25 protein-coding genes are annotated in these 26,936 nt (G+C 43.3%); 15 read left to right on the top strand and 10 right to left on the bottom strand.

The window, feature by feature from the left end; genetic code table 11:
• The first annotated feature begins 216 nt into the window (after positions 1-216).
• Together AAAH86_RS04160 and AAAH86_RS04155 are read left to right on the top strand one after the other, a co-directional pair.
• On the top strand, positions 217-858 hold the full coding sequence (locus tag AAAH86_RS04160; protein ID WP_343486241.1) for an SDR family oxidoreductase: 642 nt from the start codon (positions 217-219) through the stop codon (positions 856-858).
• Between the two features lie 202 nt (positions 859-1,060).
• Positions 1,061-1,468: a thiol-disulfide oxidoreductase DCC family protein gene (locus AAAH86_RS04155; RefSeq protein WP_343486240.1), complete on the top strand. Its 408-nt coding sequence runs from the start codon at positions 1,061-1,063 to the stop codon at positions 1,466-1,468.
• Here the strand turns inward: AAAH86_RS04155 and AAAH86_RS04150 are convergent, their stop codons facing one another.
• The 4 genes from AAAH86_RS04150 to AAAH86_RS04135 all read right to left on the bottom strand — a co-directional run bounded on the left by AAAH86_RS04150 (position 1,469) and on the right by AAAH86_RS04135 (position 5,999).
• The gene (locus AAAH86_RS04150; RefSeq protein WP_343486239.1) at positions 1,469-2,641 is read right to left on the bottom strand and encodes a flavohemoglobin expression-modulating QEGLA motif protein; all 1,173 of its coding nucleotides are present in this window, start codon (positions 2,639-2,641) and stop codon (positions 1,469-1,471) included.
• Positions 2,638-3,462 carry an N-formylglutamate amidohydrolase gene (locus tag AAAH86_RS04145; RefSeq protein ID WP_343486238.1) on the bottom strand — a complete coding sequence of 275 codons (825 nt, stop codon included), beginning with the start codon at positions 3,460-3,462 and terminating at the stop codon, positions 2,638-2,640. The genes AAAH86_RS04150 and AAAH86_RS04145 overlap by 4 nt, the downstream gene beginning before the upstream one ends.
• On the bottom strand, positions 3,455-4,486 hold the full coding sequence (gshB, locus tag AAAH86_RS04140; protein ID WP_343486237.1) for a glutathione synthase: 1,032 nt from the start codon (positions 4,484-4,486) through the stop codon (positions 3,455-3,457). The genes AAAH86_RS04145 and gshB overlap by 8 nt, the downstream gene beginning before the upstream one ends.
• Positions 4,487-4,673: 187 nt before the next feature.
• The gene (locus tag AAAH86_RS04135) at positions 4,674-5,999 is read right to left on the bottom strand and encodes a dicarboxylate/amino acid:cation symporter (protein ID WP_343486236.1); all 1,326 of its coding nucleotides are present in this window, start codon (positions 5,997-5,999) and stop codon (positions 4,674-4,676) included.
• A gap of 120 nt (positions 6,000-6,119) precedes the next feature.
• Here AAAH86_RS04135 and AAAH86_RS04130 point away from each other — a divergent pair, with 120 nt between their 5' ends.
• Both AAAH86_RS04130 and AAAH86_RS04125 read left to right on the top strand, forming a co-directional pair.
• Positions 6,120-6,419, top strand: a complete 300-nt coding sequence (locus AAAH86_RS04130; protein ID WP_343486235.1) for a type II toxin-antitoxin system ParD family antitoxin — start codon at positions 6,120-6,122, stop codon at positions 6,417-6,419.
• Entirely contained in the window at positions 6,406-6,699 is a 294-nt protein-coding gene (locus AAAH86_RS04125) for a type II toxin-antitoxin system RelE/ParE family toxin (RefSeq protein ID WP_343486234.1), read from the top strand. Before AAAH86_RS04130 ends, AAAH86_RS04125 begins: the two co-directional genes overlap by 14 nt.
• A 7-nt stretch (positions 6,700-6,706) precedes the next feature.
• On the opposite strand, the gene aroC is transcribed toward AAAH86_RS04125, so the two are convergent.
• Entirely contained in the window at positions 6,707-7,771 is a 1,065-nt protein-coding gene (gene aroC, locus AAAH86_RS04120) for a chorismate synthase (protein WP_343486233.1), read from the bottom strand.
• 183 nt (positions 7,772-7,954) lie between these two features.
• Between aroC and AAAH86_RS04115 the strand changes: the two genes are divergently transcribed.
• Positions 7,955-8,860 (top strand): UDP-2,3-diacylglucosamine diphosphatase, encoded by a 906-nt coding sequence (locus AAAH86_RS04115; protein ID WP_343486232.1) that lies wholly within the window; start codon positions 7,955-7,957, stop codon positions 8,858-8,860.
• Here the strand turns inward: AAAH86_RS04115 and AAAH86_RS04110 are convergent.
• Positions 8,816-11,728 (bottom strand): FAD-linked oxidase C-terminal domain-containing protein, encoded by a 2,913-nt coding sequence (locus tag AAAH86_RS04110; RefSeq protein WP_343486231.1) that lies wholly within the window; start codon positions 11,726-11,728, stop codon positions 8,816-8,818. The genes AAAH86_RS04115 and AAAH86_RS04110 overlap by 45 nt on opposite strands.
• An 84-nt stretch (positions 11,729-11,812) precedes the next feature.
• On the opposite strand from AAAH86_RS04110, the gene AAAH86_RS04105 reads away from it, so the two are divergent.
• Together AAAH86_RS04105 and AAAH86_RS04100 are read left to right on the top strand one after the other, a co-directional pair.
• Entirely contained in the window at positions 11,813-12,307 is a 495-nt protein-coding gene (locus AAAH86_RS04105; RefSeq protein WP_343486230.1) for a hypothetical protein, read from the top strand.
• A gap of 94 nt (positions 12,308-12,401) precedes the next feature.
• On the top strand, positions 12,402-13,514 hold the full coding sequence (locus tag AAAH86_RS04100; RefSeq protein WP_343486229.1) for a TlpA disulfide reductase family protein: 1,113 nt from the start codon (positions 12,402-12,404) through the stop codon (positions 13,512-13,514).
• 74 nt (positions 13,515-13,588) lie between these two features.
• On the opposite strand, the gene AAAH86_RS04095 is transcribed toward AAAH86_RS04100, so the two are convergent.
• Positions 13,589-15,241, bottom strand: coding sequence for a hypothetical protein (locus tag AAAH86_RS04095; protein WP_343486228.1), 1,653 nt, complete (start codon positions 15,239-15,241; stop codon positions 13,589-13,591).
• Positions 15,242-15,352: 111 nt separating this feature from the next.
• Positions 15,353-16,003, bottom strand: a complete 651-nt coding sequence (locus tag AAAH86_RS04090) for a rhomboid family intramembrane serine protease (protein ID WP_343486227.1) — start codon at positions 16,001-16,003, stop codon at positions 15,353-15,355.
• A gap of 49 nt (positions 16,004-16,052) precedes the next feature.
• Here AAAH86_RS04090 and AAAH86_RS04085 point away from each other — a divergent pair, with 49 nt between their 5' ends.
• From AAAH86_RS04085 to AAAH86_RS04075, 3 genes are all read left to right on the top strand, one after another.
• Entirely contained in the window at positions 16,053-16,955 is a 903-nt protein-coding gene (locus AAAH86_RS04085) for a lipid A biosynthesis acyltransferase (protein WP_343486226.1), read from the top strand.
• 4 nt (positions 16,956-16,959) lie between these two features.
• The gene (locus AAAH86_RS04080; protein WP_343486225.1) at positions 16,960-17,763 is read left to right on the top strand and encodes a helix-turn-helix domain-containing protein; all 804 of its coding nucleotides are present in this window, start codon (positions 16,960-16,962) and stop codon (positions 17,761-17,763) included.
• Positions 17,764-17,918: 155 nt separating this feature from the next.
• Complete coding sequence (locus AAAH86_RS04075; protein ID WP_343486826.1) at positions 17,919-18,302, top strand: VOC family protein; 384 nt, start codon at positions 17,919-17,921, stop codon at positions 18,300-18,302.
• Here AAAH86_RS04075 and glmM read toward each other — a convergent pair.
• Complete coding sequence (glmM, locus tag AAAH86_RS04070) at positions 18,299-19,687, bottom strand: phosphoglucosamine mutase (protein ID WP_343486224.1); 1,389 nt, start codon at positions 19,685-19,687, stop codon at positions 18,299-18,301. The genes AAAH86_RS04075 and glmM overlap by 4 nt on opposite strands.
• A 71-nt stretch (positions 19,688-19,758) precedes the next feature.
• Between glmM and AAAH86_RS04065 the strand changes: the two genes are divergently transcribed.
• From AAAH86_RS04065 to AAAH86_RS04045, 5 genes are all read left to right on the top strand, one after another.
• Positions 19,759-20,352 (top strand): acyl carrier protein phosphodiesterase, encoded by a 594-nt coding sequence (locus AAAH86_RS04065; protein ID WP_343486223.1) that lies wholly within the window; start codon positions 19,759-19,761, stop codon positions 20,350-20,352.
• Entirely contained in the window at positions 20,340-22,025 is a 1,686-nt protein-coding gene (gene ggt, locus AAAH86_RS04060; RefSeq protein WP_343486222.1) for a gamma-glutamyltransferase, read from the top strand. The genes AAAH86_RS04065 and ggt overlap by 13 nt, the downstream gene beginning before the upstream one ends.
• 158 nt (positions 22,026-22,183) lie before the next feature.
• Complete coding sequence (locus tag AAAH86_RS04055) at positions 22,184-23,104, top strand: hypothetical protein (protein ID WP_343486221.1); 921 nt, start codon at positions 22,184-22,186, stop codon at positions 23,102-23,104.
• Positions 23,101-23,799, top strand: coding sequence for a hypothetical protein (locus AAAH86_RS04050; protein WP_343486220.1), 699 nt, complete (start codon positions 23,101-23,103; stop codon positions 23,797-23,799). The genes AAAH86_RS04055 and AAAH86_RS04050 overlap by 4 nt, the downstream gene beginning before the upstream one ends.
• Before the next feature lie 35 nt (positions 23,800-23,834).
• Positions 23,835-24,365 (top strand): DUF3124 domain-containing protein, encoded by a 531-nt coding sequence (locus AAAH86_RS04045; RefSeq protein WP_343486219.1) that lies wholly within the window; start codon positions 23,835-23,837, stop codon positions 24,363-24,365.
• Positions 24,366-24,437: 72 nt separating this feature from the next.
• Here AAAH86_RS04045 and AAAH86_RS04040 read toward each other — a convergent pair whose 3' ends face one another.
• Positions 24,438-26,921 carry an MG2 domain-containing protein gene (locus tag AAAH86_RS04040; RefSeq protein WP_343486218.1) on the bottom strand — a complete coding sequence of 828 codons (2,484 nt, stop codon included), beginning with the start codon at positions 26,919-26,921 and terminating at the stop codon, positions 24,438-24,440.
• Positions 26,922-26,936: the final 15 nt, after the last annotated feature.

The following is a 26,936-nucleotide window of genomic DNA, read 5'->3' as shown; positions in this document are numbered from 1 at the left end:
TAAAGGGATTGAGAAATCTCATCTTAGCCTTAGTTCGGATAGTGCGATGCTCATAAAAAAGAAATTGCAGCTTGACAAAGAGACAGATTTGACCAACTTCTTGAACACCCTCTAACAAAAATCAAGCTTTACGTTCAAATACGTTAAGATAAAAACCATTCTCGGCCATAGATTGCAAACATTCGTACTAGTTTACACACAATAAAAAATATGAATATGGAAAATATATTAGTGGCTGGTGCAAACGGGAATACCGGGAAGCAAATAATAAATCTTTTGGCCAAGTCTCAATATTTTAAACCAGTTGCCATGGTGCGTGAGGAATCACAAATAGAGCAATTCAAGATTAAGGGAATTGATGCAGTGCTGGGTGATTTGGAGAAAGATATATCCCACACCGTAAAAGGTATTGACAAAGTCATATTTGCTGCAGGTTCAGGGGGTAAAAAAGTAGTTGAAGTTGACCAAGAAGGTGCCAAAAAATTAATTGATGCCTCAAACAATGCAAACATCAAAAAGTTCGTAATGTTAAGCTCGATGGGGGCCGATGAACCAGGACAGGCCAATGAGTTACAAGAATACCTACAAGCCAAGCACAATGCCGACGAATACCTCAAAAAAAGTAATCTTAGGTACGCCATTGTAAGGCCTGGCTCCCTCACCAACGACGACGCAAAAGGTACAATTGAAATAGCCAAAAAACTTGGCCACAGAGGAGAGATAAGTCGCGCTGATGTAGCCCAGACCTTGATCTGTTCATTGCATGATAATGGTCCATCCGATAAAACGTATGAAATCTTGAACGGAGAAACCTCAATAAGTGAAGCCCTAGATTCAATGGTGTCAGAGGAAAAATGAAAGGTTTGCCACTTTGACCATGACCGTAAGACCAACCTTGGCCCCCTGAATTGTTGGGCAGCCTGCGTATACTGGTTTTTCTTTCCGCTCCGTCGTATCTTTGCATTGTGGATGAATAGATTCCCGTGTCCGCTTAAGGCGGACAGGTTCGCGGGATTGGGAATTTGAACAAAGATTTCCATCTTCAAGGAAATGAAAATTTATGGCTGACTCAAAAAAAATCATACTTTTTGACGGGGTCTGTAACCTCTGCAACGGGGCCATTCAATTTGTCATCAAGCGTGATAAAAAGGATGTCTTTCGCTATGCTGCCCTGCAAAGTGACATCGGTGAACAGCTCATCAGAGAACATCAAATTGATACCTCAAAGGTAGATTCCATTATTTTGATAGAACCGGGCATGGCGTATTATGTCAAATCAGATGCCGCTCTGGAAATCGCCAATGAGTTTGGCGGACTTTGGAAGGCACTGCAGGTTTTTAAATGGATTCCGAAGAGTTTTCGAAACATCATTTATGATTTTGTGGCCAAAAACCGCTATAAGTGGTTTGGAAGAAAAGACCAATGCATGATTCCTACCCCAGAATTACAGGCCAAGTTTTTGGGATGACTATTTCAGATTATTTAGGATAAAGTCCAGCGTACTGTTGGTGTTCAGTTTTTGGTCAAAAGAATGGCTTTTATGGGTTATTTTTTGAACCAACCCCAGTTTTCGCAAGTATTTGATGTTTTCCACATCATCCAAAGAGACTTTACCCATAAAAAGCACTTCCATGTTTTCTTCTTTCTTGTAGCACTTGAAGATTTTTCTGAGCCCGCTAAGATATAACCTGTCTTTCGTGAAACCCCCACCTCTGTGGGCTCGAAGGGTTATTGAAAACGCCTCTTCGCGATCCAATTTGTACTTGTTGTGAATCAAATCAAAGGTGTCAGCAAAGCTGTATCCCTTAATAAGACTATCCGAAGCCATGACCCTGTGGGCCAGTTCTTTCAGCCGTTTTAGTGTAAGCGCACCGCCCATGTACTCGCTCAAGATGGCAAGCCCCTCTTGGGTCTCCACATTTTTGGGCATCCCGTTTGAAAATATCTTCAAAGGTTGTTCCAACCCATTAAAAGTCGTTACCAAGTGTACTCCGATTTCGTGGTTCGCCAAGGTCAGCAATTGGTTTTTGCTGAACTTGCTGTTTTTTTTGATAATCAGTGTTTTTGAGCTGTTGCTTACCATGGCATCGGCAGCAATATGGGTTGAAAAGCGCACCTGTAGGGGAAAATCATACTGTTGGGAAAATTCCATGAAATATTCCTTGGCTTCCAGTGGTGTGAACACCTTCTCCATATCCATCGAAAGTGGCTCATCTTCGTAGTGCAAAATAAATTGGGCATTCTGCACGTCTTTTTCCGTAGGTGTGCCATACACACTGAGGGAGTTGTAATAAAAACGCTTTCCCTTGCCAATTGTCTCAATGCACTGAATCATGTTTGAATAGTAGTTGATGACGTCGGTATACATTTTCCGAACGGTATCATCTTGAATCCTTTCCAACCGTTGGGCAAAAAAGAGCCGCTGTAATTTGAAGGGGTTAAATTTGACCTTTGGGTACTTAAATTCAGGCTCAATGCTATATTTGGAGGCAAAAAAGCGGTGCTTCTCTTTTTCAATGTTCTGCGGATTCACATAATTCAACAGCTCGATGCGTTTGACCAGTCGGTCAAGGTTCGCGTCGATTTCGAAAAGGTCGGCATAGTATTGTTGCAGTGCCTGTCGCTCTTTTTCTTCTATCATGGGGTGCTCGTGAATTCTTTGACTTGCAAAGGTATCAAATCTCGCAATTGGTTTTCTACCGATTGCACCACTTCTGGATAAATTACCTCTGAAAGCTCATCACAATACACTTTTGCTATTTCAGTGGCCAAAACAAGGGTTTTATTAAAATTCTGGGTGATGTATTTTAGAAAATAGCCGTTTCCTTGGAAGGTGTCATTGATTTTTGAAGTGGATTTGATTTCGTTTGGCAGTTGCATCTGCCCTAATTTTATGCTCCAGTCATGGGCAATTTGGCCAAAACGGTCATTGTCAATATTGGCCGTACCCAGATTCCACGTGGGCACTTCCCTCTCCCAGCGCTTCCAATTGTAACTGTGCATATCGAACACCAGTACTTTTTTGTGGAGGGATTCCAATTTTGAAATCAGTGTGTTGACCACCATATAAAAAGCCCGATGTTTTGCTTGGCTCATATCGATCTCTTTGGTGGCCAAAGGATTCCTCCACAATTTTTTCCCCCAGGCATCCTCATAGATGGCGGTTTGAGGGGCGCGATTCAGGTCATATTCAAAACGACTGTCCATTCCAGCAATGACTATGGGGTGTGTTTGTACCATTTGCTTGGTACAGGGATCCTCTTCATACCAGCGTTCGTATTCCGTATGGATACAGTTTTCCCAAAGGGATTTTCTGAATTGATGCCCATCATGCACCGCGCCACAGACATAGGGTACGTATTCTTCGATTTTTAGGGTAAAAGAATAGTCAGAAGAAACGGCTTCAAAAGTTTCCCCCTTTTCAATCTTATCGATGATCTCGGCAACGGGAAGCTTAAGCATCCTCAACCTCTTTTCGAAGTCGTGAGCGCCTATCAAAAGCCTGTAGCTTGTCCAAGACCTTACTCTCAATGAAATCGATGACCTGACATTGGATCTTGGTCTTATAGACCTTGTTCATATAGGTAATCCCACCTGGGGACATCACATTGACCTCTACCAATTTGCCGCCAATGACATCAATCCCCACAAAATAAAGTCCATCTTTGACCAATTTTGGGCCAATTTGCTTGCACAATGCTTTTTCATGTTTGGTCAAGGAGTGTTTTTCAACGGATCCCCCCGCCGACACATTCGAACGGTGGTCATCATTACCGGGTCGCCGCCGCATGGCTCCAATCGGCTCACCGTTCAACAATAAAATACGGATGTCACCTTCATCAGCACCTTCAATGTATTCTTGAAGTATAACGTAGTTGGATGTTCCATCTGAGTTGGTTACATAAAAGTCTAGCAATGATTTGATATTGCTCATTGCAGACTTCTCTATGAGGATGACCCCTGAACCCCCAAACCCGTTCAGTGGTTTTAGAATCATCTTTTCCGCTGGGGATTCCTTGATCTGTTTGACCAAATAATTCTTGTTCTTGGAAACATGGGTCACAGGAATGATGTTGCTGTGGCTATCGCCAAAAGCCGCCGTGTAGAGCTTGTTGTTTGCTTCCCGCAATCCCTGAAGGGAGTTGACAATAAAGACATCGTCTTTCACGGAATCCAAAAAATTGAGCATCAAGGGGTCCAATGGCGGATTGGCGCGCATAAAAATGACGTCAAAACCTGCCAGTGGAAGCATTTCTTCACGAATAGTGGCCTGTTTGTAAAATGATTTAAGGCTGCTGGGCACTTTATCCAATCGATTGATGACCGTACAAAAAGCCGAAGTGACACTGTTTCGTATGGTCAAGTTTGCTGGAGTACAGATTGCCACCCCGTGGGTGCGCTTTACGCACTCGTGAATCAGTGCAAGGCTGGTGTCGTTTTCTGGGTCGATTTCTTCCCATGGGTACATTAGAAAACAGATGTTCATGGCAGTTGAGTTAATGGTTAAAAGTTAATGGTTATTGGGGGAAGTTCAAAAATCCATTGAAATTATTAGCATAAAATATGTACATATTCCTGGATTTGGATTATCTCTTTTAAATAACATTCCCGATAGGGATATAATTTTTTATATTCCCTGAAAACACTATTAACTAATAACTTTTAACCAATACCTACTTCACTTCTTCATAGTGGTCGTCCCAATTTTTCACCTTGGGCTTTCCAAGTTTTCCAACTGATTTGGCCACCATCATTGATACGGTAGCATCACCGGTCACGTTTACAACCGTACGGCACATATCCAACGGCCTATCGACCGCAAAAATCAAGGCCAGACCAATGGCCAGTTTATCTGCCGGAAAGTTGATGGATTCCAGTACAATAACCAACATGACCATGCCCGCCCCGGGTACGGCGGCCGAGCCAATAGAGGCCAAAAGCGCAGTCAATACAATGGTCAACTGCCCTGACAAATCTAACGGAAAGCCGAGTGCCTGGGCGATGAATACTGCTGCCACACCTTGGTAGAGACTGGTGCCGTCCATATTAATGGTGGCTCCGACCGGAAGCACAAAACTGGAAACCTCTTTGTCAACACCAATATGCTCTTCAACCCGCTCCATGGTCACCGGTAAGGTGGCGGCACTTGAACTGGTTGAAAATGCCAGCAATTGTGCCGGACTAATCTTGCTCAAAAACGTCAACGGATTATAGCGTGTAAAGGTCGAGACCACAATGCTGTAGAAAACAATCATCAACAAAAGGCCCAAAATCACCACCCCAGAGTATTTCAACAAAGCCAACAACAGTTCAGGGTCACTAGATGATACCACCACGCCCGCCAAGAGGGCAAATACGGCATAGGGTGCCGTGAGCATGATCAAATCGACCATCTTGAGCACCACTTCGTTCAGGGAATCAAAAAAGGCTTTCAGCGGCTTTGAATCTTTTTCACCGATGAGCAACATTGAAATGCCCAGAAAAATAGCAAAGAAAATGACCTGCAGCATCAAACTGTTATCGGTCATCGCATTGAGGGCATTTTCAGGCACCATATCGACCAAAAATTGTAGCGGCCCGCTTTCTTTTTGGCGCGAGGCCTCTTCCAACTTATCGGTCACTCCTTTGTCGGTAGCGTAGGTTTCCGTCAATTTATCAATCGTGTCTTGTGAAATGCCTTCGCCAGGTTGTATGGCATTGACCAAAAGCAACCCAACGGTTATGGCAACCACGGTCGTACAGATATAGATGACAATCGTTCTGAGACCGATATTCCTGAACTTTGAGATGTCCTTTAAATCAGAAATACCTTTGATGAGCGATGCCAAAATCAAGGGAATGGCAATCAATTTCAACAAATTCACGAAGATGGTCCCGAACGGAGTAATCCAATCCGTTACAAAATCACGACCCCAATCAGGATAGGTCATGACAAATCCGAAAACAATGCCCAGCAACATTCCAATCAGGATTTGCCAATGCAGTTCCAATTTTCGCATAGTTTAGTTTTGTGTGGTAAGATACTTTTTTAAATACGAAATGAGAAATACGAAGTTTGAAGTAGGAAATACGAAATGAGAAGTATGAATGATGATTCGGGAAAGACAAAAATTTAATATATGATTACGGATACAACTGGTGCAAATATTAGCTATATTGCACCATATTTTCAAATCATGGATACCATAAGAAAATCTATAACCTTTACAAACCAACAAGACAATTGGATAAAATTGCGTGTTCAGAGCGGAGATTTTACTAATGATAGCGAGTACATTAGGGATTTAGTCCGCAAAGACCAACAAGAAAACGCGAAACTGTTGGAACTTAAGAATGCAATTGATATTGGTTTACAAAGCGGAAATAGTCCACTAAAAGTTTCTGATATCATCCAACAGGTTGATAGTGGCAAACTATAAATTATCCTCACAGGCCCAATTCGACCTAGTCGGCATCTATAAGTACGGAATAAAATATTTTGGGCAACAACAAGCTGTTTCGTACTTGTATGAATTAGAGGATTTTATGCTTGAATTGGCAACTAGGCCAGAGCTGGCAAAAGATGCGTCAAAACTAGGTGAGACATTAAAGTATTACAACTTCAAAGCACACGTCATTTTCTACTTTCATGAAGATGGTGATGAAATTTTCATTATCCGAATACTTGGAAAACGGATGGACTTTGTTCAACACCTTTAATGTTCGCCTAAACCTTATTCGTTCTTGCCATCAACACATAATCTGCCAAGACTAATGCCGTCATGGCCTCAACAATCGGCACTGCGCGCGGCACCACACAGGGATCATGCCTTCCTTTACCTTGGGCTTGAACTTTTTCACCATCTTTGTTGATGGTTTCATAACCCTGTAAAACTGTCGCCACGGGTTTAAAGGCCACACTGAAGTAAATATCCATACCGTTGCTGATACCGCCCTGAACGCCTCCGCTATAGTTTGTAGTGGTGGTGCCATCTTCGTTGAACTGGTCGTTGTGTTGGCTACCCTTCATTTTCACGCCACCAAATCCGCTACCATATTCAAAACCTTTGACCGCATTGATGGAGAGCATGGCCTTGCCCAACTCGGCATGAAGCTTATCAAAAACAGGTTCGCCGAGTCCGATTGGTACATTTTGTGCCACGCAGGTAATCACACCTCCTATGGTATCCCCTTCTTTTTTGATGGATTTGATATAATCCTCCATTTTCTGGGCCATTTCAACATCAGGGCACCGCACGGGATTGGACTCAATCTTTGAAAAATCCAGTTCTTGATACGGTTTTTCCAATTTCATTGTACCCACTTGTGAGACAAACGCATGGATTTTGACTTCCTTTAGAAATTGCTTTGCAACGGCCCCGGCAACTACCCTACTCGCCGTCTCACGTGCCGAACTGCGCCCGCCACCACGATAATCACGAAAACCATATTTTTTATCATACACATAATCGGCATGTGAAGGGCGGTACGAATCCTTGATATGGGAGTAATCCTTTGACTTCTGGTTGGTATTGTGAATGGCAAAGCCTATTGGCGTGCCCGTGGTCTTTCCTTCAAAGATTCCAGAATAAAATTCAACGGTATCGGGTTCTTTACGCTGGGTCACAATGGCTGATTGTCCGGGCCTCCTTCGGTCGAGGTCCTGTTGTACCACTTCGAGATTCAATTCAATGCCAGCTGGGCATCCATCAATGATTCCACCAATGGCCTTGCCATGTGATTCGCCGAATGTGGTTAGTTTAAAAAGGTGTCCGAAAGTATTCCCTGCCATCTAAAAGAATTAGCTGTAAAGGTAAATCTTATAATTTTTCTATGAAACACGTCCGCTTAATGTTAAAATAACATTTGGTATAAAAAGTACAGTTATAATTTACAATATGCTCATACAGACTTAGCGTAGATTTGATTATAAGTTTATTCCCACGCCTTTATTTTGCATGTTAAACCACGTAGTTTGAAAAAAAGGAAGATTGAACTGGCCATAATATCAGATGTACATTTAGGTACCTACGGCTGCCATGCGGATGAACTCATCGCCTATTTGAACAGCATACAGCCCAAAAAACTGGTCTTGAATGGCGATATCATCGACATTTGGCAATTCAGTAAGCGGTATTTCCCCCCGTCACATCTAAAGGTGTTGAAGAAAATCATCGGTTTGGCATCCAAAGGCACCGAGGTACACTACATCACGGGCAACCACGATGAAATGCTGCGCAAATTTGCGGACACCCAAATCGGAAATTTCAAGATTGCCAATAAATTGGTGCTCAATCTGGATGGAAAACGTGCCTGGATTTTTCATGGCGATGTATTTGACGTTTCCATCCAAAATGCAAAATGGCTGGCCAAGCTCGGCGGTTACGGTTACGACATCCTTATTCTAATGAACAGGTTTGTGAATTGGTGGCTCGCCCGTATGGGCAAGGAGAAATATTCCCTATCCAAAAAAATAAAGAACAGTGTCAAGGGTGCAGTGAAATACATCAATGATTTTGAGAATGTAGCTGCTGAACTTGCCATTGAGAACGGGTATGACTATGTGGTCTGCGGACACATTCACCAACCCAAGAAAGAGCTTATTGAAAACAAATACGGTAAGACCGTCTACCTAAATTCAGGGGATTGGGTCGAAAACCTCACGGCTCTTGAATATTCGTTCAAACGTTGGAAGGTCTACCAGTACAACCACGATAAATTGTCACCGTTCTTTGCTGATGAGGATATCAAAGAAATGGATATCAACGAGCTCATTGCCTCAATAACCGACAAAACAGATATCGATATTGAGTTTGATGAAGAACCTGGGGAAGCCTCACCCAAGAAGGAGGGCCTCTCTCAAGATACTGACGGGGTGTAGCGCTTTTTTGCCCGTACCATCATAAATCTGGTGCCTACAACTCGTGCCATTTGCAGCGATGATGGTATCTTCGGAGGCTTTTCTTACGGCTGGAAACAGCTTCAACTCCCCGATTTGCATACTCACATCATAATGTTCATGTTCATAACCGAAAGAACCTGCCATACCACAGCAACCAGAGGGAATGATAGAGACGGAGTAATTGGCAGGAAGGTTAAGCACATCAAAGGTCACTTTTTGATTTGACAGTGCTTTTTGATGGCAATGCCCGTGAATTTTAATGGTTCTGGCCTCGTCGGTAAATTTTGAAGCATCCAAATTGCCCTTTGTGACTTCTTGCGCCAAAAACTCCTCCACCAAAAAGGATTGTGCGGCCAACCGTTCTACTTTAGACGTGTTAGCAACCAATCGTCTGTATTCATCCCGAAAAGTTAAGATGGCCGAAGGCTCCAAACCCAATATGGGTGTCTGGGAATCTATAATTTCGGTTAAGTTTTGAAGGTTTTCTTGTGCCAATCGCTTCGCTTGGCTTAAAAAGCCTTTTGAGATATGTGTGCGGCCGCTTTCTGCAAAAAACAATTTCACATCATACCCCAGATATCGAAGCAGTGTAATGGCATCTTGCCCCACTGCAATATCCAAATATTGGGTAAACTCATCAATATAAAGAACGATTTTATTTTTTGTAACTTCTTGATTTGAAAATCTTTTAAGGTATTTATCAAAATCAAAACTATAAACTTTTGGGAAGCTTCTTTTAGGTGCCACACCGACTGTTTTCTTCAGCAAATTTGACAAAACCTTTGAGCCGTATACAGCGTTGGTGACACTTGCCATTTTACTGCCAAAGGCATTGAGTTTTGTATTGTAAGCAAAAAGTTTGTTGCGCAATGAATATCCATTTGCTTCTTGATACTGGTACTGAAACTCTGATTTTAATGCAGCCACATCTACATTGCTGGGGCATTCTTTGGCGCAGGCCTTACAGCTTAGGCATAAATCGAAAACTTCTTTTAACTCTTTATGGTTGAATCGATTGGCACTGTTCGAATCGGTCAAAAACTCACGCAGCGCATTGGCACGGCCCCTTGTGGTGTCTTTTTCATTTTTGGTGGCATGGTAACTTGGGCACATGGCCCCAGAAAAGTGATGGGTCTTTCGGCAATCACCGCTTCCGTTGCATTTTTCAGCGGCCCGTAATATACCCTCGTTATCAGAAAAATCGAGCAAGGTTTCAATTTCAGGCTCTTTTCTGTCTACTTCATACCGAAAAGCGGCATCCATGGGATAGGCATCCACAATCTTTCCAGGATTCAATATGCCATTGGGATCAAAACAACTTTTTAACCGTCTAAAAAGTTCATAATTCTTTTCACCTACCATCATGGGGATGAATTCTGCCCGTACAATACCATCGCCATGTTCACCACTAAAACTACCCCCGTATTTTTTGGTCAAGTTGGCAACATCGGTGGTGATAGCTCTAAAAAGTTTGACATCCTTCTTCTTCTTAAGGTCAAGTATAGGCCGTAAATGCAGCTCGCCCGCCCCGGCATGGGCATAGTAGACCGCTTTTTGCCCGTAGTGTTCCATGATTTGTGAAAACTCCAGAATAAAATCCTTTAAATCTTCCAAAGCGACGGCGGTATCCTCGATACAGGCCACTGCTTTTCGGTCACCCACCATGTTGCCCAAAAGTCCGAGCCCAGCTTTGCGAAGCTCCAACGCCTTGTCAATTTCATCACCATGCAAGACTGGGCTTGCATAGCTTAATCCAGATGTTGTAATCGTATCTTGTAGTTTGAGAAGTTCATTTTCTAGTTCCAATTGTGAAGTTGCTCTCACTTCAAGCATCAAAATGGCCTCGGGGTCACCATTGACGAAAAATCGGTTGGCCTGCTGTTGCAGGTTGTTTTTGGTGCAATCCAAAATCACCCTGTCCATCATTTCACAGGTGTATAGATTATGCCGCATGACCGAAGCCACATCGGTCAGGCAATCTTTCAGCGTGTGGTAATGGGTGGCCACCATAGCGGAAACTGGAGGCGGCAAATCATCCAACTGCAAGATGATTTCTGTGGTAAACGCCAAGGTGCCCTCGCTTCCGCAGAGCAGTTGGCAGAGGTTGATATCGTTTTCTTCGGATGCAAATAGCGAACTGTCCAATAGCGCATCCACGGCATAGCCCGTATTTCTGCGATGTATCTGGGGTTTGGGGAATTGGCTACGGATTTCCTCTTGTGCTTCTTTTTTCGAGAGTTCATCGTAGAGCATCTTGTAAATTTGGCCCTCTAAAGTCGCTTCTTTTGTTTTTTGGTGGAATTTTTCTTTTGAAAGGGACTGAAACACAGCTTCACTACCGTCAGCCAAAATCGTTTTCAGGGCAACCACCTTATCCCTTGTGACCCCATATTGAATGGAAGTCGTGCCCGAAGAATTGTTGCCGACCATGCCCCCAATCATGCAGCGATTAGAGGTAGAAGTATTCGGCCCAAAAAAGAGACCGAACGGTTTTAAATACCGATTGAGCTCATCACGAACCACCCCAGGTTGCACGATGACTTGCTTCTTTTTTTCATCGAGGTGCAAAATCTTGGTGAAATGTCTCGAAACGTCGACCACAATGCCTTCGCCGACACACTGCCCTGCCAAAGAGGTACCTGCAGTTCTTGGAATAATGCCTACACCATTCCCATTGGCAAAGCGAATGATTTTTTTGAGGTCTTTTTCGGATTTGGGAATCGCTATGGCAAGAGGAATCTTGCGGTATACCGAGGCATCTGTGGCATAGAGCGCCTTTGTCAGACTATCGGTTTGCAAAGTGCCTTCGAGGTCATTTGAGAGCGATTGCAACAACGATTTATTCAATTCGGAACAATTTTTGAGCCAGAGAATGAGTTATACAAAAAGCTGAACAAAGCTATCTTTAAATTTTAAACAAAAGAACAACTTATGAAGTTTACCACATTTTTATTTCTTGCTTTTTTATTTGCAACAGCCACTTTAAGTGCGCAAAGCATCTCAGAACATACCTTGGGCCTACGACTGGGAGACAGTGACGGCTTTGGTGCTGAAATTTCGTACCAAAAGTCTATTGGGCGGTTGAACCGGGCCGAATTCAATTTGGGCTGGCGCGATAGCCGTAATTTTGATGCCTTCAAATTGGCCGGGGTTTACCAGTGGGTCCATAATCTGGATGGAGGTTTCAATTGGTATTATGGTGTTGGTGGCGGTGTCGGCAGCGTTGATTTTGAACCGAGACCCGATGACAATGACGATGATGGCCTGTTCGTGTTTGCTGCCGGCGATATCGGCATCGAATATGATTTTGATATCCCGTTGTTGCTGTCACTGGATTTTAGGCCCGAAATAGGATTGGTGGGCTATGATGGCTTCAATGATAATTTTGATTTCGATATCGCACTGGGCATTAGATACCAATTTTAGAAATCCTTTCGATAAAACCCAAGCCCTTAATATCTGTTAAGGGCTTTTTTTATACGCTGTGCAATCAGTACCTTTGCCGCTCAAAAACAATGAAATGACAAAAAAGTTAACGGCATTATTTTTTATTGGCATGCTCATCACGGCATGTTCCACCAAGTCAGAAAGCTTTGTTTTAAAAGGTGATTTTGAAGGTGAACTTGAAAATGGCACCAATGTGTACTTAAGGACATCCGATTCGTTGAACCAAATTGTGGATGTTGATACCGCCCAGACGCTAGACGGCACCTTTCAGTTTGAAGGAAACCAAGAAATACCCCATTTGCATTATGTTTTTGTTGATGGAACGCGGGGAAACATTCCCGTAATACTTGAAAATGGAACGATTGAACTCACCTTTCACAAAGACAGTCTAGAAATGGCCACCCTTGAGGGCACGGTACAGAATGAGCTTTTTATGGGCTTTTTGGAAGAATCAAGAAAGCACCGTGACATGGTCTTAGATATGCAAGACGATATTCGAAAGGCCTCAGCAGAGCGTGATACCGTTGCCATGAGTTCATTGCGGGATGAATACTTTGAATTGCAGCAAAAGGCCAGGGACTTGAATGTTGACTTTGTGAACGAAAATCCCAATGCGTTGATTTCAGCCTTGATTTTAGAGAATTTGATGCAAACTAAGGCCATACCCAACAAAAAAATAGACTCATTGTATCAGACCCTGACCCCAGAAATCAAAAAAACCCAACCTGCAAAGAACATTCAAACCCAGTTGAACAGGTCGGTAGCCACCAATATTGGGCAGAAAGCCCCAGATTTCTCAGGCCCTACCCCCATGGGTGACAAAATAGCATTGAACGACGTAGAGGGCAAACTGGTATTGGTCGATTTTTGGGCTGCTTGGTGCAGACCATGCCGTGCTGAAAATCCCAATATCGTTTCAGTATATGAAAAATACAAGGATAAGGGATTCAATGTGTTGGGAGTTTCTCTTGACAGAAAGAAAGAAGATTGGGAAAAGGCCATTATCAATGATAGTCTATCTTGGAGCCATATCTCGAATCTAAAATATTTTCAGGATCCTATTGCCCAATTGTACAATATCAACTCCATTCCAGCCTCCTTTTTGTTGGATGAAAATGGAGTGATTGTTGCAAAAAACCTTCGCGGCCCAGCCTTGGAGGCAAAAGTTGCTGAGCTGATCCAGTGAAAACATTAGGATACCAAAAAAATGAAAAGCCCCGAATGAATCGGGGCTTTTTGGTTTGGTTACGTTAGTTTGGCTTAAAATTTATCCTGTACGTCATCAAATGTTCCCATGACGGTCACATTATCACCACGTTCAACATTTCCAAAGATATTTACACGTGAATCACTTCCGATAAACTCTAGTGTTGCTCCATCTTCAAGAACAAGGTCACCGTAGATGGTCAGACTTCCTTCTACTCTGAAGGTGCCATTTTCGCCCACGGTCAAATTTCTTCTTCGACTGTTTCTGGCCACTATCAATGTACCGTTCATCTCTAAAGTAGCGTCGTCGCCTATGTTGACTCCATTTCGAACCGTCCAGGTGCCGCAGATCAACAATTCACCATCAACGGTCAATGAACGAAGTCTTTTTCCTCTATTGCCACTATTATAGGCGTTTTGCTGACCACTATTTACCGATAGGTTTGAAGAACCCCTATACTCTTGGGTCGAAGCACATTCGCCATCAAGGCTATCGGAGGGCTTGTTCATCTTAATGATTTGAAGACCATTTCGGCCTGAGGCAGCAAAGATGTAATCTCCTTTTGACTCCACATAGTTGATGGAGCCGTTCAGCTTAATGATTCCGACTAAATCGCTACCTGCTGCAGCGATACCGTCAGACAGGCACAAACCTGCACCACCGTTGGCCATCAAAAGAACATCTTCATTAACGGCAACTGCGTTGGTCACGATATCTGATTGTGCTACATTGTCAGGATTGATAGGAATGGCAACCCGTTCTAGAAAAGAGCCTGTGTTCAAGTCATAGACCCCTGCACCTGCATCACCTTCAGATACCATCACCTTGGTAGGTGAAATGGCCAAGGTTCGTTTATCAGCCACCCTAAAGTCTGCATCAATCGGAATGCTCGAAAGCTCAGCCAAATTGTTATCAAGAATTCGAACACCGAAATCGGCATCCAACAATCCTATTTTATTGTCGCGCACATCAATAGAGCGTAAATCGGTGTACGAGGCATCATCAATGGCTTCCATCGTATTTTTATTGTATCGGGTCACAAAACCGTCTTTACCACTGGTCACGATGACCTCATTGCCATTGGTCTCAACGTCCGTGGCAACAAATCCTTCCTGAAAACCATACAGAATACCTGCGCTCAGGTTAAACCTTCCGTTTTCGACCTTAATTTTAGCCACAAAAGAGTTCGCTGTAGCTAAAACCGACTTTTCAGAATCTACACCACCAGCTGCATATACATAGCCATCTTCATACTTTACCGAACTGATGTCAGCATTGGTGTAGTATAAACGTCCACTCACATACGGACTGTTCGGGTCGGCTACATTGACAATATCGATTCCACCGGCATATTTCGCATCAACGGTATTGTACGACACATACGCAAAATCACCATCTACATGAACATGGGATGCTGTTAGATTTTGGGCGTTGGTATATGAAGGTGGGGAAATTTGGGCCACCAAAGTAAGCGGATAATCGCCCGCCTGCTCATCAGCAAACCGCGCAAATTTTCCTGTAGTCTGGTCTTCACTGAAGATATCCAATACTCCGGCATTGTCCATTGACAAACTGTTATCAAGCACTGATTGGTTAGTTTCCACTTCTATGGAGTCTTGATCGGTCTCAAAAATGACCGTCTCGTCAGAACAGGAAACATAGAGCAAAATAGTGGCACATAAAAATGCAGATAGGATACGTTTCATAACTTAAGCAGGTTATACTAAAATTCGACCCCGAAAATACATTGGTTCAGCAGCTTGCGCCTAACTTTTGTTGTCAAATGCCCTTACTTTGTTGTAAGAAAAATACCCGTGTCAGATTTTTCCTAACTTTTGGAGAACAAAGAGCGCCAAAATGGGAAGTGCCAATAGAATGACCATCATGGTCTGGTCAACGAGTAGCGAGGGTCTAAATAGCAGGGTAGTGACATAGCCCCCGACAGCACCGCCAAAATGTGCCGTATGGCCAATATTGCCCAAGCGATTTTTCATTCCGTATATGGAGTACAGCAAATACCCGATACCCAAAACATAGGCTGGCAAGGGAATTGGAATGAACAACAGCCCCAATTGCATGTCTGGCTGCAGCAGAATTGCGGAAAAAAGAATACCGGTGACCGCACCACTTGCCCCTACCGCAGAATAAAAGGGTTCATTGCGGTGAAAATAAAGGGCCAATAGACTACCGGCGAGCAGACTGATAAGATAGATGATCAAAAACTTTATGGGATTGAACCATGAAATCACCACATTGGCAAAGAAATACAGCGTGAACATATTGAAAAACAGGTGGGCAAAGTCCACATGAAGAAAACCCGAAGTCAGGGTACGTTCTTTTTGCCCTCCCAAAATCGCACCGATATTAAACTTGTAACGTTCAAAAAACGAAGCATCGTTCAATCCTCGTAGGGTTACCAAAACATTTGCTGCGATAATGGCTATGGTAGCAATGTGCAAGTTGTACATGGGCACGGTTTGGGGTCAAATATAGCTATATTTGCGCACACGTTTTACTATGCAATTACTGGGTTATATTATCGCTTATCCTTTATTATGGCTGGTCTCAAGACTTCCGTTTCGATTACTCTACCTGCTTTCTGATGGCGTTTATTTTTTGGTCTATCGTGTTTTCGGATATCGTAAAAAGGTGGTTCGGGGCAATCTCAAATTGGTGTTTCCAGAAAAATCCCAGAAGGAAATCCTATCCATCGAAAAAAAATTCTACAGGCATCTATGCGATATGTTTTTGGAAATGATCAAGACCATGAACATGACCAATGAAAAGATGTTGGGCAGGTTTCATGTGACCAACCCAGAATTGATCAACGGCTATGCGGCGAACAATCAAAGTGCGGTATTGCTAGCCGGGCACTATGCAAGCTGGGAATGGCTTCTGGGCATCAACACTAAATTGGCCCCCAAAGCGATTGCCATCTACCAAAAGGTAAACAACAAATATTTTGACAATCTTGTTAAGCGAATTCGCGAAAAATTCGGCACAACATTGATTCGTACCAACGAATCAAGAGAAATCATTGCCAAAATGGCCGACAAGCAACAAACTTTTGTGTTGGGCATTGCAAGTGACCAATCCCCTATGTTGAACAGGCAACGCCATTGGGCAGAATTCATGGGAATCAAAGTGCCCATTCATGTAGGGGGGGAACAACTGTGCAAAGCACATAATCTGATTCCTATATTCTTAAGGGTCAGAAAACTCAAGCGGGGGCATTACGAGGCCAGTTTTGAAGTGCTTTTCGAAAATCCGCAAAAAATTCCTGACTATGAAATTTCTGAAGCGTTCATGGATAAATTGGAAGAATGTATACGTGAAGCCCCTGAATATTACTTCTGGACGCACAAGCGGTGGAAACACAGGGATAAAATACCTGCAGAACTTCAAAAAGCAAAAGCTTGAACCGGTGCAAAATTCGATACGCCAACTTTTCATTCCCTCACAGCCAACCATACGGTCTTCTGAAAGGTCAGTACAATACCATGAGGTGCTGCCAGCCAAGCCATTACTTTCGTTTATATACTGCTATTGGCGTTTGCGTACTACACAAGCTATAAAAAACGGGTTCAATTATCGTGTAGTGGCCGATGGATGCATCGATATTTTTTTCTCATTAAAATCTCCCAATGAGAGTTTTGTGATGGGGTTTTGCAAGAAGTACACCCAATTTGAACTTGATGAGACCTTTGATTACATCGGTATCCGTTTTTTGCCTACCATGTTTCCGCAAATATTTGGCATTGATGGTAGAGCACTGAGCAATCGTTATCTGAAATTGACCGATGTAATTCCGAAAGTGGCCACATTCATCGAGGATTCGTTTGATGTTTCAAGTGATTTCAGTGAAATAGTGGTTAAACTCGATATCTTTCTAATATCTCAGATCAAGAGTGCCTCATTTGATTGGGACAATAGACTCTACAACGCTTTGGGCACCATTTTTAAAAGTCAGGGCACATTGAACATTGAAGCGTTGGATACCGGAATCAGTCAACGTCAGCTCCGAAGAGTTTTTCAATATTATATTGGCGACTCCCCCAAGACTTTTGCCAAAGTGGTACGCTTTCAAAACATCTTAAAGGCAAAGCCCTCGACCAAAAGCCTTCGCGAGAACAAACTGTTCTTTGATGTCGGCTTTTTCGACCAATCTCATTTTATCAAAGACTTTAAAAAATTCTACGGCGTCACCCCTACCCAGGCCTTTCGGTAGTTTTGTCCGTTTTTTACTATTTGCCATCTTATCTGGCCCATAGTTTTGTGTCAATAAATTCTTTGGTCATGAAAAAAATTGTCACAATCCTAATGTTTAACCTCATCTTTTTCGCCGCCTTTGGCCAAGGTGAAAAAGATGCAAAATCGATCACCATGAAAATGAATGCTGGAATCATCACTGAAAAAATGGAAGCAACCAAAAGGTTCTACACTGACGTTTTAGACTTCGGTGTCACTTTTGAAAATGAATTTTATCTGTTGATGCACACGCCAGGCCATCAGGCAGAGTTGAGCTTTTTATTGCCCAACCACCCCACACAACAGCCCATTTTTCACACACCGTTTGAAGGTAAGGGCATGTACCTGACCATTGAGGTCGATGACGTAGATGCACTGTATGCGAAAATCAAGGAAAAAGGAATCGCCATTGCTGTAGAAATTCGTGATGAGCCTTGGGGCGACCGTCATTTCTCAATCGTAGATCCCAATGGCATCGGTATTGACCTGGTACGGTACACCGCACCTACGGAGGATTAAAGTCCCGCAACTTCTTTAATCTCTGAAATAATGCGATCGGCCAGACCATCTGCTTCGGTTTGGCTTTTTGCTTCCGTATAGATTCTGATAATGGGCTCGGTGTTCGATTTTCTCAAATGCACCCAATTCTCGGCAAAATCGATTTTGACGCCATCGATGGTTGAAATATCCTCGTTCTTATATTTTTCTGCCATTCCCTTAAGAATACCATCCACATCCAAATCAGGCGTCAATTGTATCTTCTTTTTGGCCATGAAATAGCTGGGATAACTGGCACGGAGCTCCGAAACAGTGCCCCCCTTTTCAGACAACAACATCAAAAACAAGGCGGTGCCCACCAAAGAATCACGGCCATAATGACTTTCAGGATAGATGATACCTCCATTGCCCTCACCCCCGATAATGGCATTGGTCGCCTTCATTTTGGCCACTACGTTTACCTCGCCCACAGCGGCAGCCTCATAACTGCCCCCATGCTTTTCGGTAATGTCTCTCAACGCCCGTGAAGACGAAAGGTTCGAGACCGTGTTGCCCTTGGTCTTGCCCAGCACATAATCGGCGCAAGCGACCAAGGTATATTCTTCGCCGAACATTTCGCCCTCATTGTCAATAAAGGCCAAGCGATCTACATCGGGATCTACGACAATGCCAAAATCCGCTTTTTCTTTGACCACCAATGCACAGATGTCGCTCAAATGTTCCTTCAAGGGTTCGGGATTATGTGGAAAATGCCCCGTTGGCTCGCAATACAGTTCGACCACTTCAACACCCAATGCTTCCATTAGTTTGGGGATGGCGATTCCGCCCGTGGAATTCACACCATCAACGACAACTTTAAACTTCTTTTGACGTATCGTGTCCGTATCTACAAGTGAGAGATCCAGCACTTCATCCACATGAATGTCGATATAGGCATCGTTTTTTGTGATTGTGCCCAAATCATCGACTTCAGCAAAATTGAAATTTTCCCGTTCAGCCAATTCGAGGATTTTTGCCCCTTCTTCCGCATTCAAAAACTCCCCTTTTTCGTTCAAGAGCTTAAGGGCGTTCCATTGTTTTGGGTTGTGGCTTGCAGTCAAAATGATTCCCCCGTCTGCTTTCTCAAGCGGTACTGCGATTTCAACCGTGGGTGTGGTTGACAACCCTAAATCCACGACATCAATTCCGAGTCCGACCAAGGTCGAAACGACCAAATTTTGGATCATTTCACCAGAAAGCCGGGCATCACGACCGATGACCACCATCAATTTTTCCTTGTCCGTGTAATTTTTTAACCATGTGCCATAGGCAGCAGCAAACTTCACCGCATCAATGGGTGTTAGGTTGTCCCCTGGGTTCCCGCCGATGGTGCCGCGAATACCTGAAATGGATTTGATAAGCGTCATGTGTTCAAAAAGTTTGTGCAAATATATGGGGATGGATGGGATTCTATGTTTCGTCTTTGTAAATTCCGCTTGTGAACTTTCTGGCCCACATCTATCTTTCTTTTGACGATTCCCAAATCACTTTGGGCAATTTTTTTGCCGACCACATCCGTGGCAATCGTTTCAAGCACTATCCTGAAAAAGTACAAAAGGGCATCATACTGCACCGTGCCATCGATACGTTCTCAGATGCGCATCCCATTGCAAGGCAAAGCAGTAAACGGCTTCACAAAAACTACAGCCACTACAGCAGGGTCATCGTCGATATTTACTACGATCATTTTTTGGCGAAAAATTGGAAGCAGTACTCCCCCATTCCCCTAAAAACGTATGCTGAACGTTTTTATGACCTTTTGGAAGACAACTTTGATTTGCTTCCGTTGGGCACCAAACGCATGATGCCCTACATGATTGCCGACAACTGGCTGTACAATTATGCAAATTTGGCGGGAATCTCACGGGTATTGAACGGCATGAACCGACGTACCCAGAACCGTTCAAAGATGAACTTTGCCATTGTTGACCTTGAAACCCATTACACTGAATTTGAAAAAGAGTTTACCGCCTTTTTTTCGGAATTGATTACCTTTTCGCGAATAAAATTTAACCAACTATGCGAAGACTGATACTTCTAGTCCCTTTTGTATTCCTGATTCTTAACTGTAAAACAAAACCTGCCGAACCTACGGGATTAGTCACTGAAAAAGCCATGGTGGTCTCCGCCCGTGAGGAAGCCTCAAAAATCGGGGCCGATATCTTGAAAAAAGGTGGCAATGCCTTTGACGCCATGGTGGCCACTGAACTGGCACTTGCTGTCGCTTACCCATTTGCTGGAAATTTGGGCGGCGGGGGTTTTATAGTATATCGCAAAAATGATGGTGATGTAGGGGGATTGGATTATCGCGAAAAAGCACCGCTCTCAGCACACAAGGATATGTATTTGGATTCATTGGGCAATGTGATACCAGATATGAGCACCGTCGGGGCAACCGCCGTGGGCGTACCCGGTACGGTGGCGGGAGTGATGGAAGTACACCAAAAATTTGGTTCGTTACCCTTAAAAGAAATCATGCAACCCGTAATCGACTTGGCAAAACGAGGGGTCGTGGTCACGGAAAAACAGGCCAAGCGTCTTGAGAGCTACAAAGAACGTTTTATCGAGGTCAATGGCGAGTACACAAAATTTGCCTTGGGTTGCATTCCTGGCGATACCATTAAATATCCAAACCTGGCCAAAACGTTGGAAATAATCATGGCCAAGGGCCATGATGGATTCTACAAAGGTGAGGTGGCCCAAAAATTGGCTGCCTTCGTCCAAGAAAGGGATGGATTCATCACCGAAGAAGACTTGGCCAAATATGAGGCGGTTTGGCGGCAGCCCATCGTATTCAATTACAAAAATTTACGAATCATTTCAATGAGTCCGCCAAGCAGTGGCGGGGTGACCATCAATCAAATCTTTAAAATGATCGAACCGTATGACATTGGTGATTATGGCCATAATTCCATTGAAGCTATACAATTGTTCGTCGAGGCGGCGCGTCGTGCCTATGCCGACCGTAATTTTTTCTTGGGAGACCCCGATTTTGTTCAAATTCCTTTGGATGTACTATTAAGCCAAAGCTACCTCAAAGAGCGTATGGCCGATTTTTCCTTCGACAATGCGACACTATCCTCTGAAGTGTCACATGGTACTGTGGAGATTGTTGAAAGTATGGAAACCACCCACTACTCTATCGTTGACACCCACGGCAATGCAATTTCTGCCACGACCACCTTAAATGGTGGCTATGGTTCCAAACTGTACCATCCTGAATTGGGCTTTTTTCTGAACAATGAAATGGACGATTTTAGCGCCAAACCAGGGGTGCCCAACATGTTCGGCCTTATTGGTGCCGAGGCCAATAGCATCGCTCCCGAAAAACGGATGTTGAGCAGTATGACCCCTACCATTGTTGAAAAAGAGGGCAAACTTTTTATGGTGGTGGGTACCCCTGGTGGTTCTACCATCATCACCGCAGTGGCCCAGACCATTTTGAATGTACACGAATTTAATCTAAGCATGCAAGAAGCGGTGAATGCCCCGCGATTTCACCATCAATGGTTGCCCGATGCCGTAATTTTCGAGCCTGAAGGGTTTTCTGGGGAATTGAAAAACGAACTGAAATCGAAAGGCTACATCATCAACGAAGAGCGCACCCCCATTATCGGTAAGGTCGATGCCATTCGGGTGCTTGAAGGTGGCCGATTGGAAGGTGGTGCCGACAAACGTGGTGATGATACCGCTGTTGGTTTTTGATTCATTCACTCCTTGAGGAGCGTGGCCGCCGTAGGCGGACGGGAGGTGTTACTCAAAAAAGTAAAAAAATCAAGTGTCAAGCTCAAACACAAATTCAAAAATCAAACCCAATTTGTGATAATTAGTGCAATTCGTGTCCATAAATTTATTTTACTCGTGTGAAAAAATTTGATGTCGTCGTTTTGACCGATAGTCGTTATGTCAATCCAACTTCCAACGAAGCATATATTGAAAACCTGCTCCTCGAAGACCGCCTCGTGGTCGAATCACTACAAAAAGTGGGACTAAAAACCCTTCGGTTATCGTGGGATGACCCCGATTTTGACTGGTCAGAGACAAAATATGCCCTTTTTCGAACGACATGGGACTATTTTGACCGCTTCAATGAATTTTCAGCATGGCTGAAAAAGACGGCAAAGGTGACCCGATTTATTAATTCTGGAACGCTTATCAAATGGAATATTGATAAACACTATTTGTTGGATTTACATGCGAAAGGCATCAACATCCCCACAACACTGGTTGTAGAAACCGGTACCAAAACCACATTATTGAAGTCCATCCAAAAAGCAAAAAAAGAACTGGATTTCAATGGCGAAGAGTTTGTTTTGAAACCCTGTGTGGCCGGTGCGGCACGGCATACTTACAAATTCCACGAGTCAGACTGGCAAGAACATGAAAATGTGTTTCAACAATTGATTGTGCAAGAGGCCATGATGCTACAAGAATTTCAAAAGAACATTGTTTCAAAAGGTGAAATATCGATGATGGTGTTTGGTGGTACCTTTACCCATGCCATTTTGAAAATTGCCAAGCCGGGTGATTTCAGGGTGCAAGATGATTATGGCGGTACGGTGCATGAGTACCATCCAACAGAAAAAGAAATCCGCTTTGCAGAGTCGGTCGTAAAGGCTGCACCTGAGCTTCCCATATATGCCCGGGTCGATATCTTTGAAGACAATAATGGAAAGCTGGCCTTGGCGGAACTCGAAATCTTTGAACCCGAATTGTGGTTCCGTTTTAATCCCGAAGCAGCAGCCATCATGACAAAAAATATTAAAAACCGTTATTTTTCATGAAACGCTTCCTAAAAATTTCAGGAATACTTTTGGGCGCGGCAATTCTTGCCTTGGTCATTTTTCTTTGGATAAAACACGAACCGCTACCACAAGGTACCGCTGGCCCAAAAGCCGATGGCCTTGCCCAAAAAATGTTGACCGCATTGAACCATGATGCCTACAAAAGCACACGGTATCTGGAATGGTCATATCAAGGCGGACGGAACCAATATGTGTGGGATAAAGATATGGGGCGGGTTCAGGTACGTTGGGCCGACCATGTAGTGCAGTTGAATCTGGTGAACCCACAAAAGAGTGTCGCAAAGACCCATGAAAAAGTATTATCAGGAGAAGAAAAAACGGATAAAATCGACACGGCATTGAAAAATTTCAACAACGATTCCTTTTGGTTGGTGGCGCCGTACAAAGTGTTCGACAAAGGAACACAGCGCAGTATCGTCACCTTGGATGATGGCAGCGTAGGTTTGCTGGTCACCTACTCCAGCGGTGGCACTACCCCGGGGGACAGTTATCTTTGGCTATTGAATGAAAATGGCTTTCCCTATGCGTATAAAATGTGGGTGGAGATCATTCCCGTTGGCGGACTAAAAGCCACTTGGGACGATTGGATCATTACCGAAAGCGGGGCTTACCTGCCCAAATCACATGATCTGGGGCCGCTGACACTCGATATGGGAAGCGTCAGGGGCTACTGACTTTTTTTGGCCAATAATTATAGTTACCTTCAAACATGATGAAAAAATCAATTTATAGTATAAGCTTCTTTGTTTGCTTTGCGCTATTAATGGCATCTGTCTCTTGTCATCGGGAACCAAATGCAACAAAACCAAAGTCCACGGATTTTTCTTCAAGAATTAGCCCCATTCCCCAAAAAGACAGTCTCGAACACGGATTCTCCTATCTTTCCATCTATTCGCAGATTTACAGTTTTTCGGAATCGACTCAGCACGAGCTAACGGTTACGGTAAGCCTCAGAAATACGGATGAGCATAACTCATTTTATCTAAAAAGAGCTGATTATTTTGATTCGCATGGTGATGGCATCAAAAAGTACCTGAGAAATAGTATCGAAATTCAACCCTTGGAAACACTGGAAATCATTATAAATGAAAATGATATTTCTGGCGGCACTGGAGCAAATTTTCTTTTCGAATGGTTTTGCCAAAAAGGGGCTACAGAACCCATTTTTGAGGCAGTCATGATTTCTACCAAAGGACAACAGGGACTATCTTTTACCACAACTGCAAAACGAATTAAATAAGCACTCAAAGCTCAGAGAGGCCAAATTCTGCCAGAATAACCGTTACTTCTTAATTTCTACTAATTTATAATATTATTCCACCACAAACTGAAACGTTGCTGTAATAGGCTTTCCGTCTGTGGTTAAGCCTTCTACTTCCACAAGATAGTTACCTGTATTATCACCAGTAAAAAAACTAATGGGTGGTACTGAAGTGGGAGTCAAGTATATTTCGGGCTTCCAGAACAACGTAGTGCGATAATCAGGGCGACGAACACCTGTGGTCGGTTTAGAGTAACTCGGTGAATAAAATTCCCTAGCCTTGTAAAATCCTGGGATAGTCACTGTGGTAACCCCAGGTGACTGTTCTTGGTCCAACACCAAATCCAATCCCTTTCCTCTATCGGTATAAACGGCAATAACGCCGTTCGCTCCCTTTACACCATAAATTGACGCAGCGCCTCCAACCAAAAGGTCAACAAATTTCACAGTTCGCGGATTTATATTTTTCAATGCATCGAGTGGAACCTGTACCCCGTCAAGTAAATAATGTGGCTCTGTATCCAACTGAATACTATGGAGCCCACCTCTGACCCTAACTTTTTGGCTTGTTTCAAAATTGATAGTCTCAGCGCTATAATCCCCTTTTACCTGTACCCCTGGCAGAGTGTTGATAATGTCCAACACATTCAATCGTTCAAAATTTTTGATGGAATCCATGAAAAGTCTTTGGTCGGGTTTGCCGTGCAAGGTAATGGCATCAATTTTTTCATTGATAATTTCCAATTGGGTTTTTGGTTTTTCACCTTTGAGTACGACTCCTTCCAAACGTGTTATCGGCGAAGCTTCTTTAAGCTTAGCCTGATTACGGATATTTTCAAAATATTCATTATCCAAAATCGATTCGCTTGAAGCCTCTTGGACAATTTTATCACTGTTCGGAATGTTTTCAGGCCAAGGTGAATCGACCAAGATTGAAATGTTCTTCGCCTTTTTCTTGTTCTTGACATACGGATTGATTGCGTCCAATATGATTTTTATACTATCCTGAAATGCAAAAGGTCCAAAACTGAAATCACCGCTGACATTGGAGTTTTTTTGTTCTTGGTACATGCCCCCTTCTTCAAAAATACCTAAGGTGACCTGTACAGCTCTTGGTGACTTGATGTCATCATAACTGGTCGTCTTACCTGTTATCTCGATGCCCTTCTCGGGGCTATGATATTTTGATGGATTGACAGTACCATCCAACAATTGTTTCCATGTAAAGCGCCGCCATCCATGGGTCATCATCAGGGCATCCAACGCCAACCTTCGTTTTTCTGAACTGTCTTTAAAAAAATAACTTGGATTAGGTATATGGCCCTTTACATCAGAATCCAGCAACAACCAGCTTTTGATATCAGTTTCATTTATTCCATCAAAATGGTTTTTACCAATATTGAACACAGTCATCGAAAAGTTGCCCCCCAATTTTTTTCCATTAATGGTGGATAGGGCAACATCTAAATTGACCTTCTCACGTTTACCATAGTTTTTAGAAGCCGAAGTAACGGACAGTTTCACATCATTTTTCGGATTGTCAATAAATACCAAGCGTTCACAAATCGGCTCTCCCTCAGCAGTGAACAACGTAAAATGGGCAACACCGTCACTAAGGCTGTCGGTCAACAGCTTCAATGAATATTGCCTATTATCATTGGCTTTAGCCACATACTTAAAAAACGGATTGCCCCGTAAATGACCTAAAAGCACTGTGCCTTCAAGTCCGTCTATAGTGTTGGAATTGACCCGTAAAATCAAATGATCACCTTTATTTTCAACGCGAAGCACCATGCCTGATGGTAATGCACTTGGCAAGACATATTCCAAGGTGTCACCTTTAAAAGGAATGGCGGCATAGTATTTTTTATCCAAATCCGGAACAAATCCGCTGGTGCCAAGACCAAATTTATGGGTATTGATTGTTGCTATGGAGTCTCCTTCCCCATTCACAATCTTACCCCTTAACGTAACATAATTTCCCGAGGAATCGGCCGCCTTGATTCCGATAATGTTGAACAATCCAGCGACTAAATCGCCTCCTTCGGGGAAAAATTGAACATCGGGGCGCAATCCGTCCAAACCCATTTTATCGGATTCTAGAATAGCTGCATTTTTCTTGACGGCCCCAACCCAAATCTGTATGTCTTGCTGAAAAAATACAGGTTCTTTTTGATTGAACATGTATTTGGTATACGAACGCAGTGTATACTTTCCTTCACTAAGATTTTGGTCAATCACTAAATCGCCATGTGCAACCCCCTTTCCATTTGTATTCAATACTTTCTTTACGACAGGTCTATCGATGGCATCTAGTAGCTCTACATAGACCACATTGCTTTTGGTGCTTGCCAAATGATGTACCCCATCGACCAAATAGGTTTTGAACCAGATGGTATCTCCTGCAACATAGAGATTCTTGTCAGTATGCACATAGATTTTTTCAGGACTATCTTCTTTTACATACCGTTTAAGTTTGTCAACAATGCTGTCAAAAACAGAATTTTGTTGATATGGGATTTGAAATGCAAGCAATAATATTGCTGTTAT

Source organism: Allomuricauda sp. d1, from assembly GCF_039592695.1.
GTDB lineage: Bacteria > Bacteroidota > Bacteroidia > Flavobacteriales > Flavobacteriaceae > Flagellimonas_A.
This window is presented reverse-complemented; position numbering and strand designations above follow the sequence as displayed.

Coding starts and splice junctions, on each gene's coding strand:
- AAAH86_RS04160 (WP_343486241.1), top strand. CDS start 217: ATGGAAAATATATTAGTGGCTGGTGCAAACGGGAATACCGGGAAGCAA.
- AAAH86_RS04155 (WP_343486240.1), top strand. CDS start 1,061: ATGGCTGACTCAAAAAAAATCATACTTTTTGACGGGGTCTGTAACCTC.
- AAAH86_RS04150 (WP_343486239.1), bottom strand. CDS start 2,641: ATGATAGAAGAAAAAGAGCGACAGGCACTGCAACAATACTATGCCGAC.
- AAAH86_RS04145 (WP_343486238.1), bottom strand. CDS start 3,462: ATGCTTAAGCTTCCCGTTGCCGAGATCATCGATAAGATTGAAAAGGGG.
- gshB (WP_343486237.1), bottom strand. CDS start 4,486: ATGAACATCTGTTTTCTAATGTACCCATGGGAAGAAATCGACCCAGAA.
- AAAH86_RS04135 (WP_343486236.1), bottom strand. CDS start 5,999: ATGCGAAAATTGGAACTGCATTGGCAAATCCTGATTGGAATGTTGCTG.
- AAAH86_RS04130 (WP_343486235.1), top strand. CDS start 6,120: ATGATTACGGATACAACTGGTGCAAATATTAGCTATATTGCACCATAT.
- aroC (WP_343486233.1), bottom strand. CDS start 7,771: ATGGCAGGGAATACTTTCGGACACCTTTTTAAACTAACCACATTCGGC.
- AAAH86_RS04105 (WP_343486230.1), top strand. CDS start 11,813: ATGAAGTTTACCACATTTTTATTTCTTGCTTTTTTATTTGCAACAGCC.
- AAAH86_RS04100 (WP_343486229.1), top strand. CDS start 12,402: ATGACAAAAAAGTTAACGGCATTATTTTTTATTGGCATGCTCATCACG.
- AAAH86_RS04095 (WP_343486228.1), bottom strand. CDS start 15,241: ATGAAACGTATCCTATCTGCATTTTTATGTGCCACTATTTTGCTCTAT.
- AAAH86_RS04090 (WP_343486227.1), bottom strand. CDS start 16,003: ATGTACAACTTGCACATTGCTACCATAGCCATTATCGCAGCAAATGTT.
- AAAH86_RS04085 (WP_343486226.1), top strand. CDS start 16,053: ATGCAATTACTGGGTTATATTATCGCTTATCCTTTATTATGGCTGGTC.
- AAAH86_RS04075 (WP_343486826.1), top strand. CDS start 17,919: ATGAAAATGAATGCTGGAATCATCACTGAAAAAATGGAAGCAACCAAA.
- glmM (WP_343486224.1), bottom strand. CDS start 19,687: ATGACGCTTATCAAATCCATTTCAGGTATTCGCGGCACCATCGGCGGG.
- ggt (WP_343486222.1), top strand. CDS start 20,340: ATGCGAAGACTGATACTTCTAGTCCCTTTTGTATTCCTGATTCTTAAC.
- AAAH86_RS04050 (WP_343486220.1), top strand. CDS start 23,101: ATGAAACGCTTCCTAAAAATTTCAGGAATACTTTTGGGCGCGGCAATT.
- AAAH86_RS04045 (WP_343486219.1), top strand. CDS start 23,835: ATGATGAAAAAATCAATTTATAGTATAAGCTTCTTTGTTTGCTTTGCG.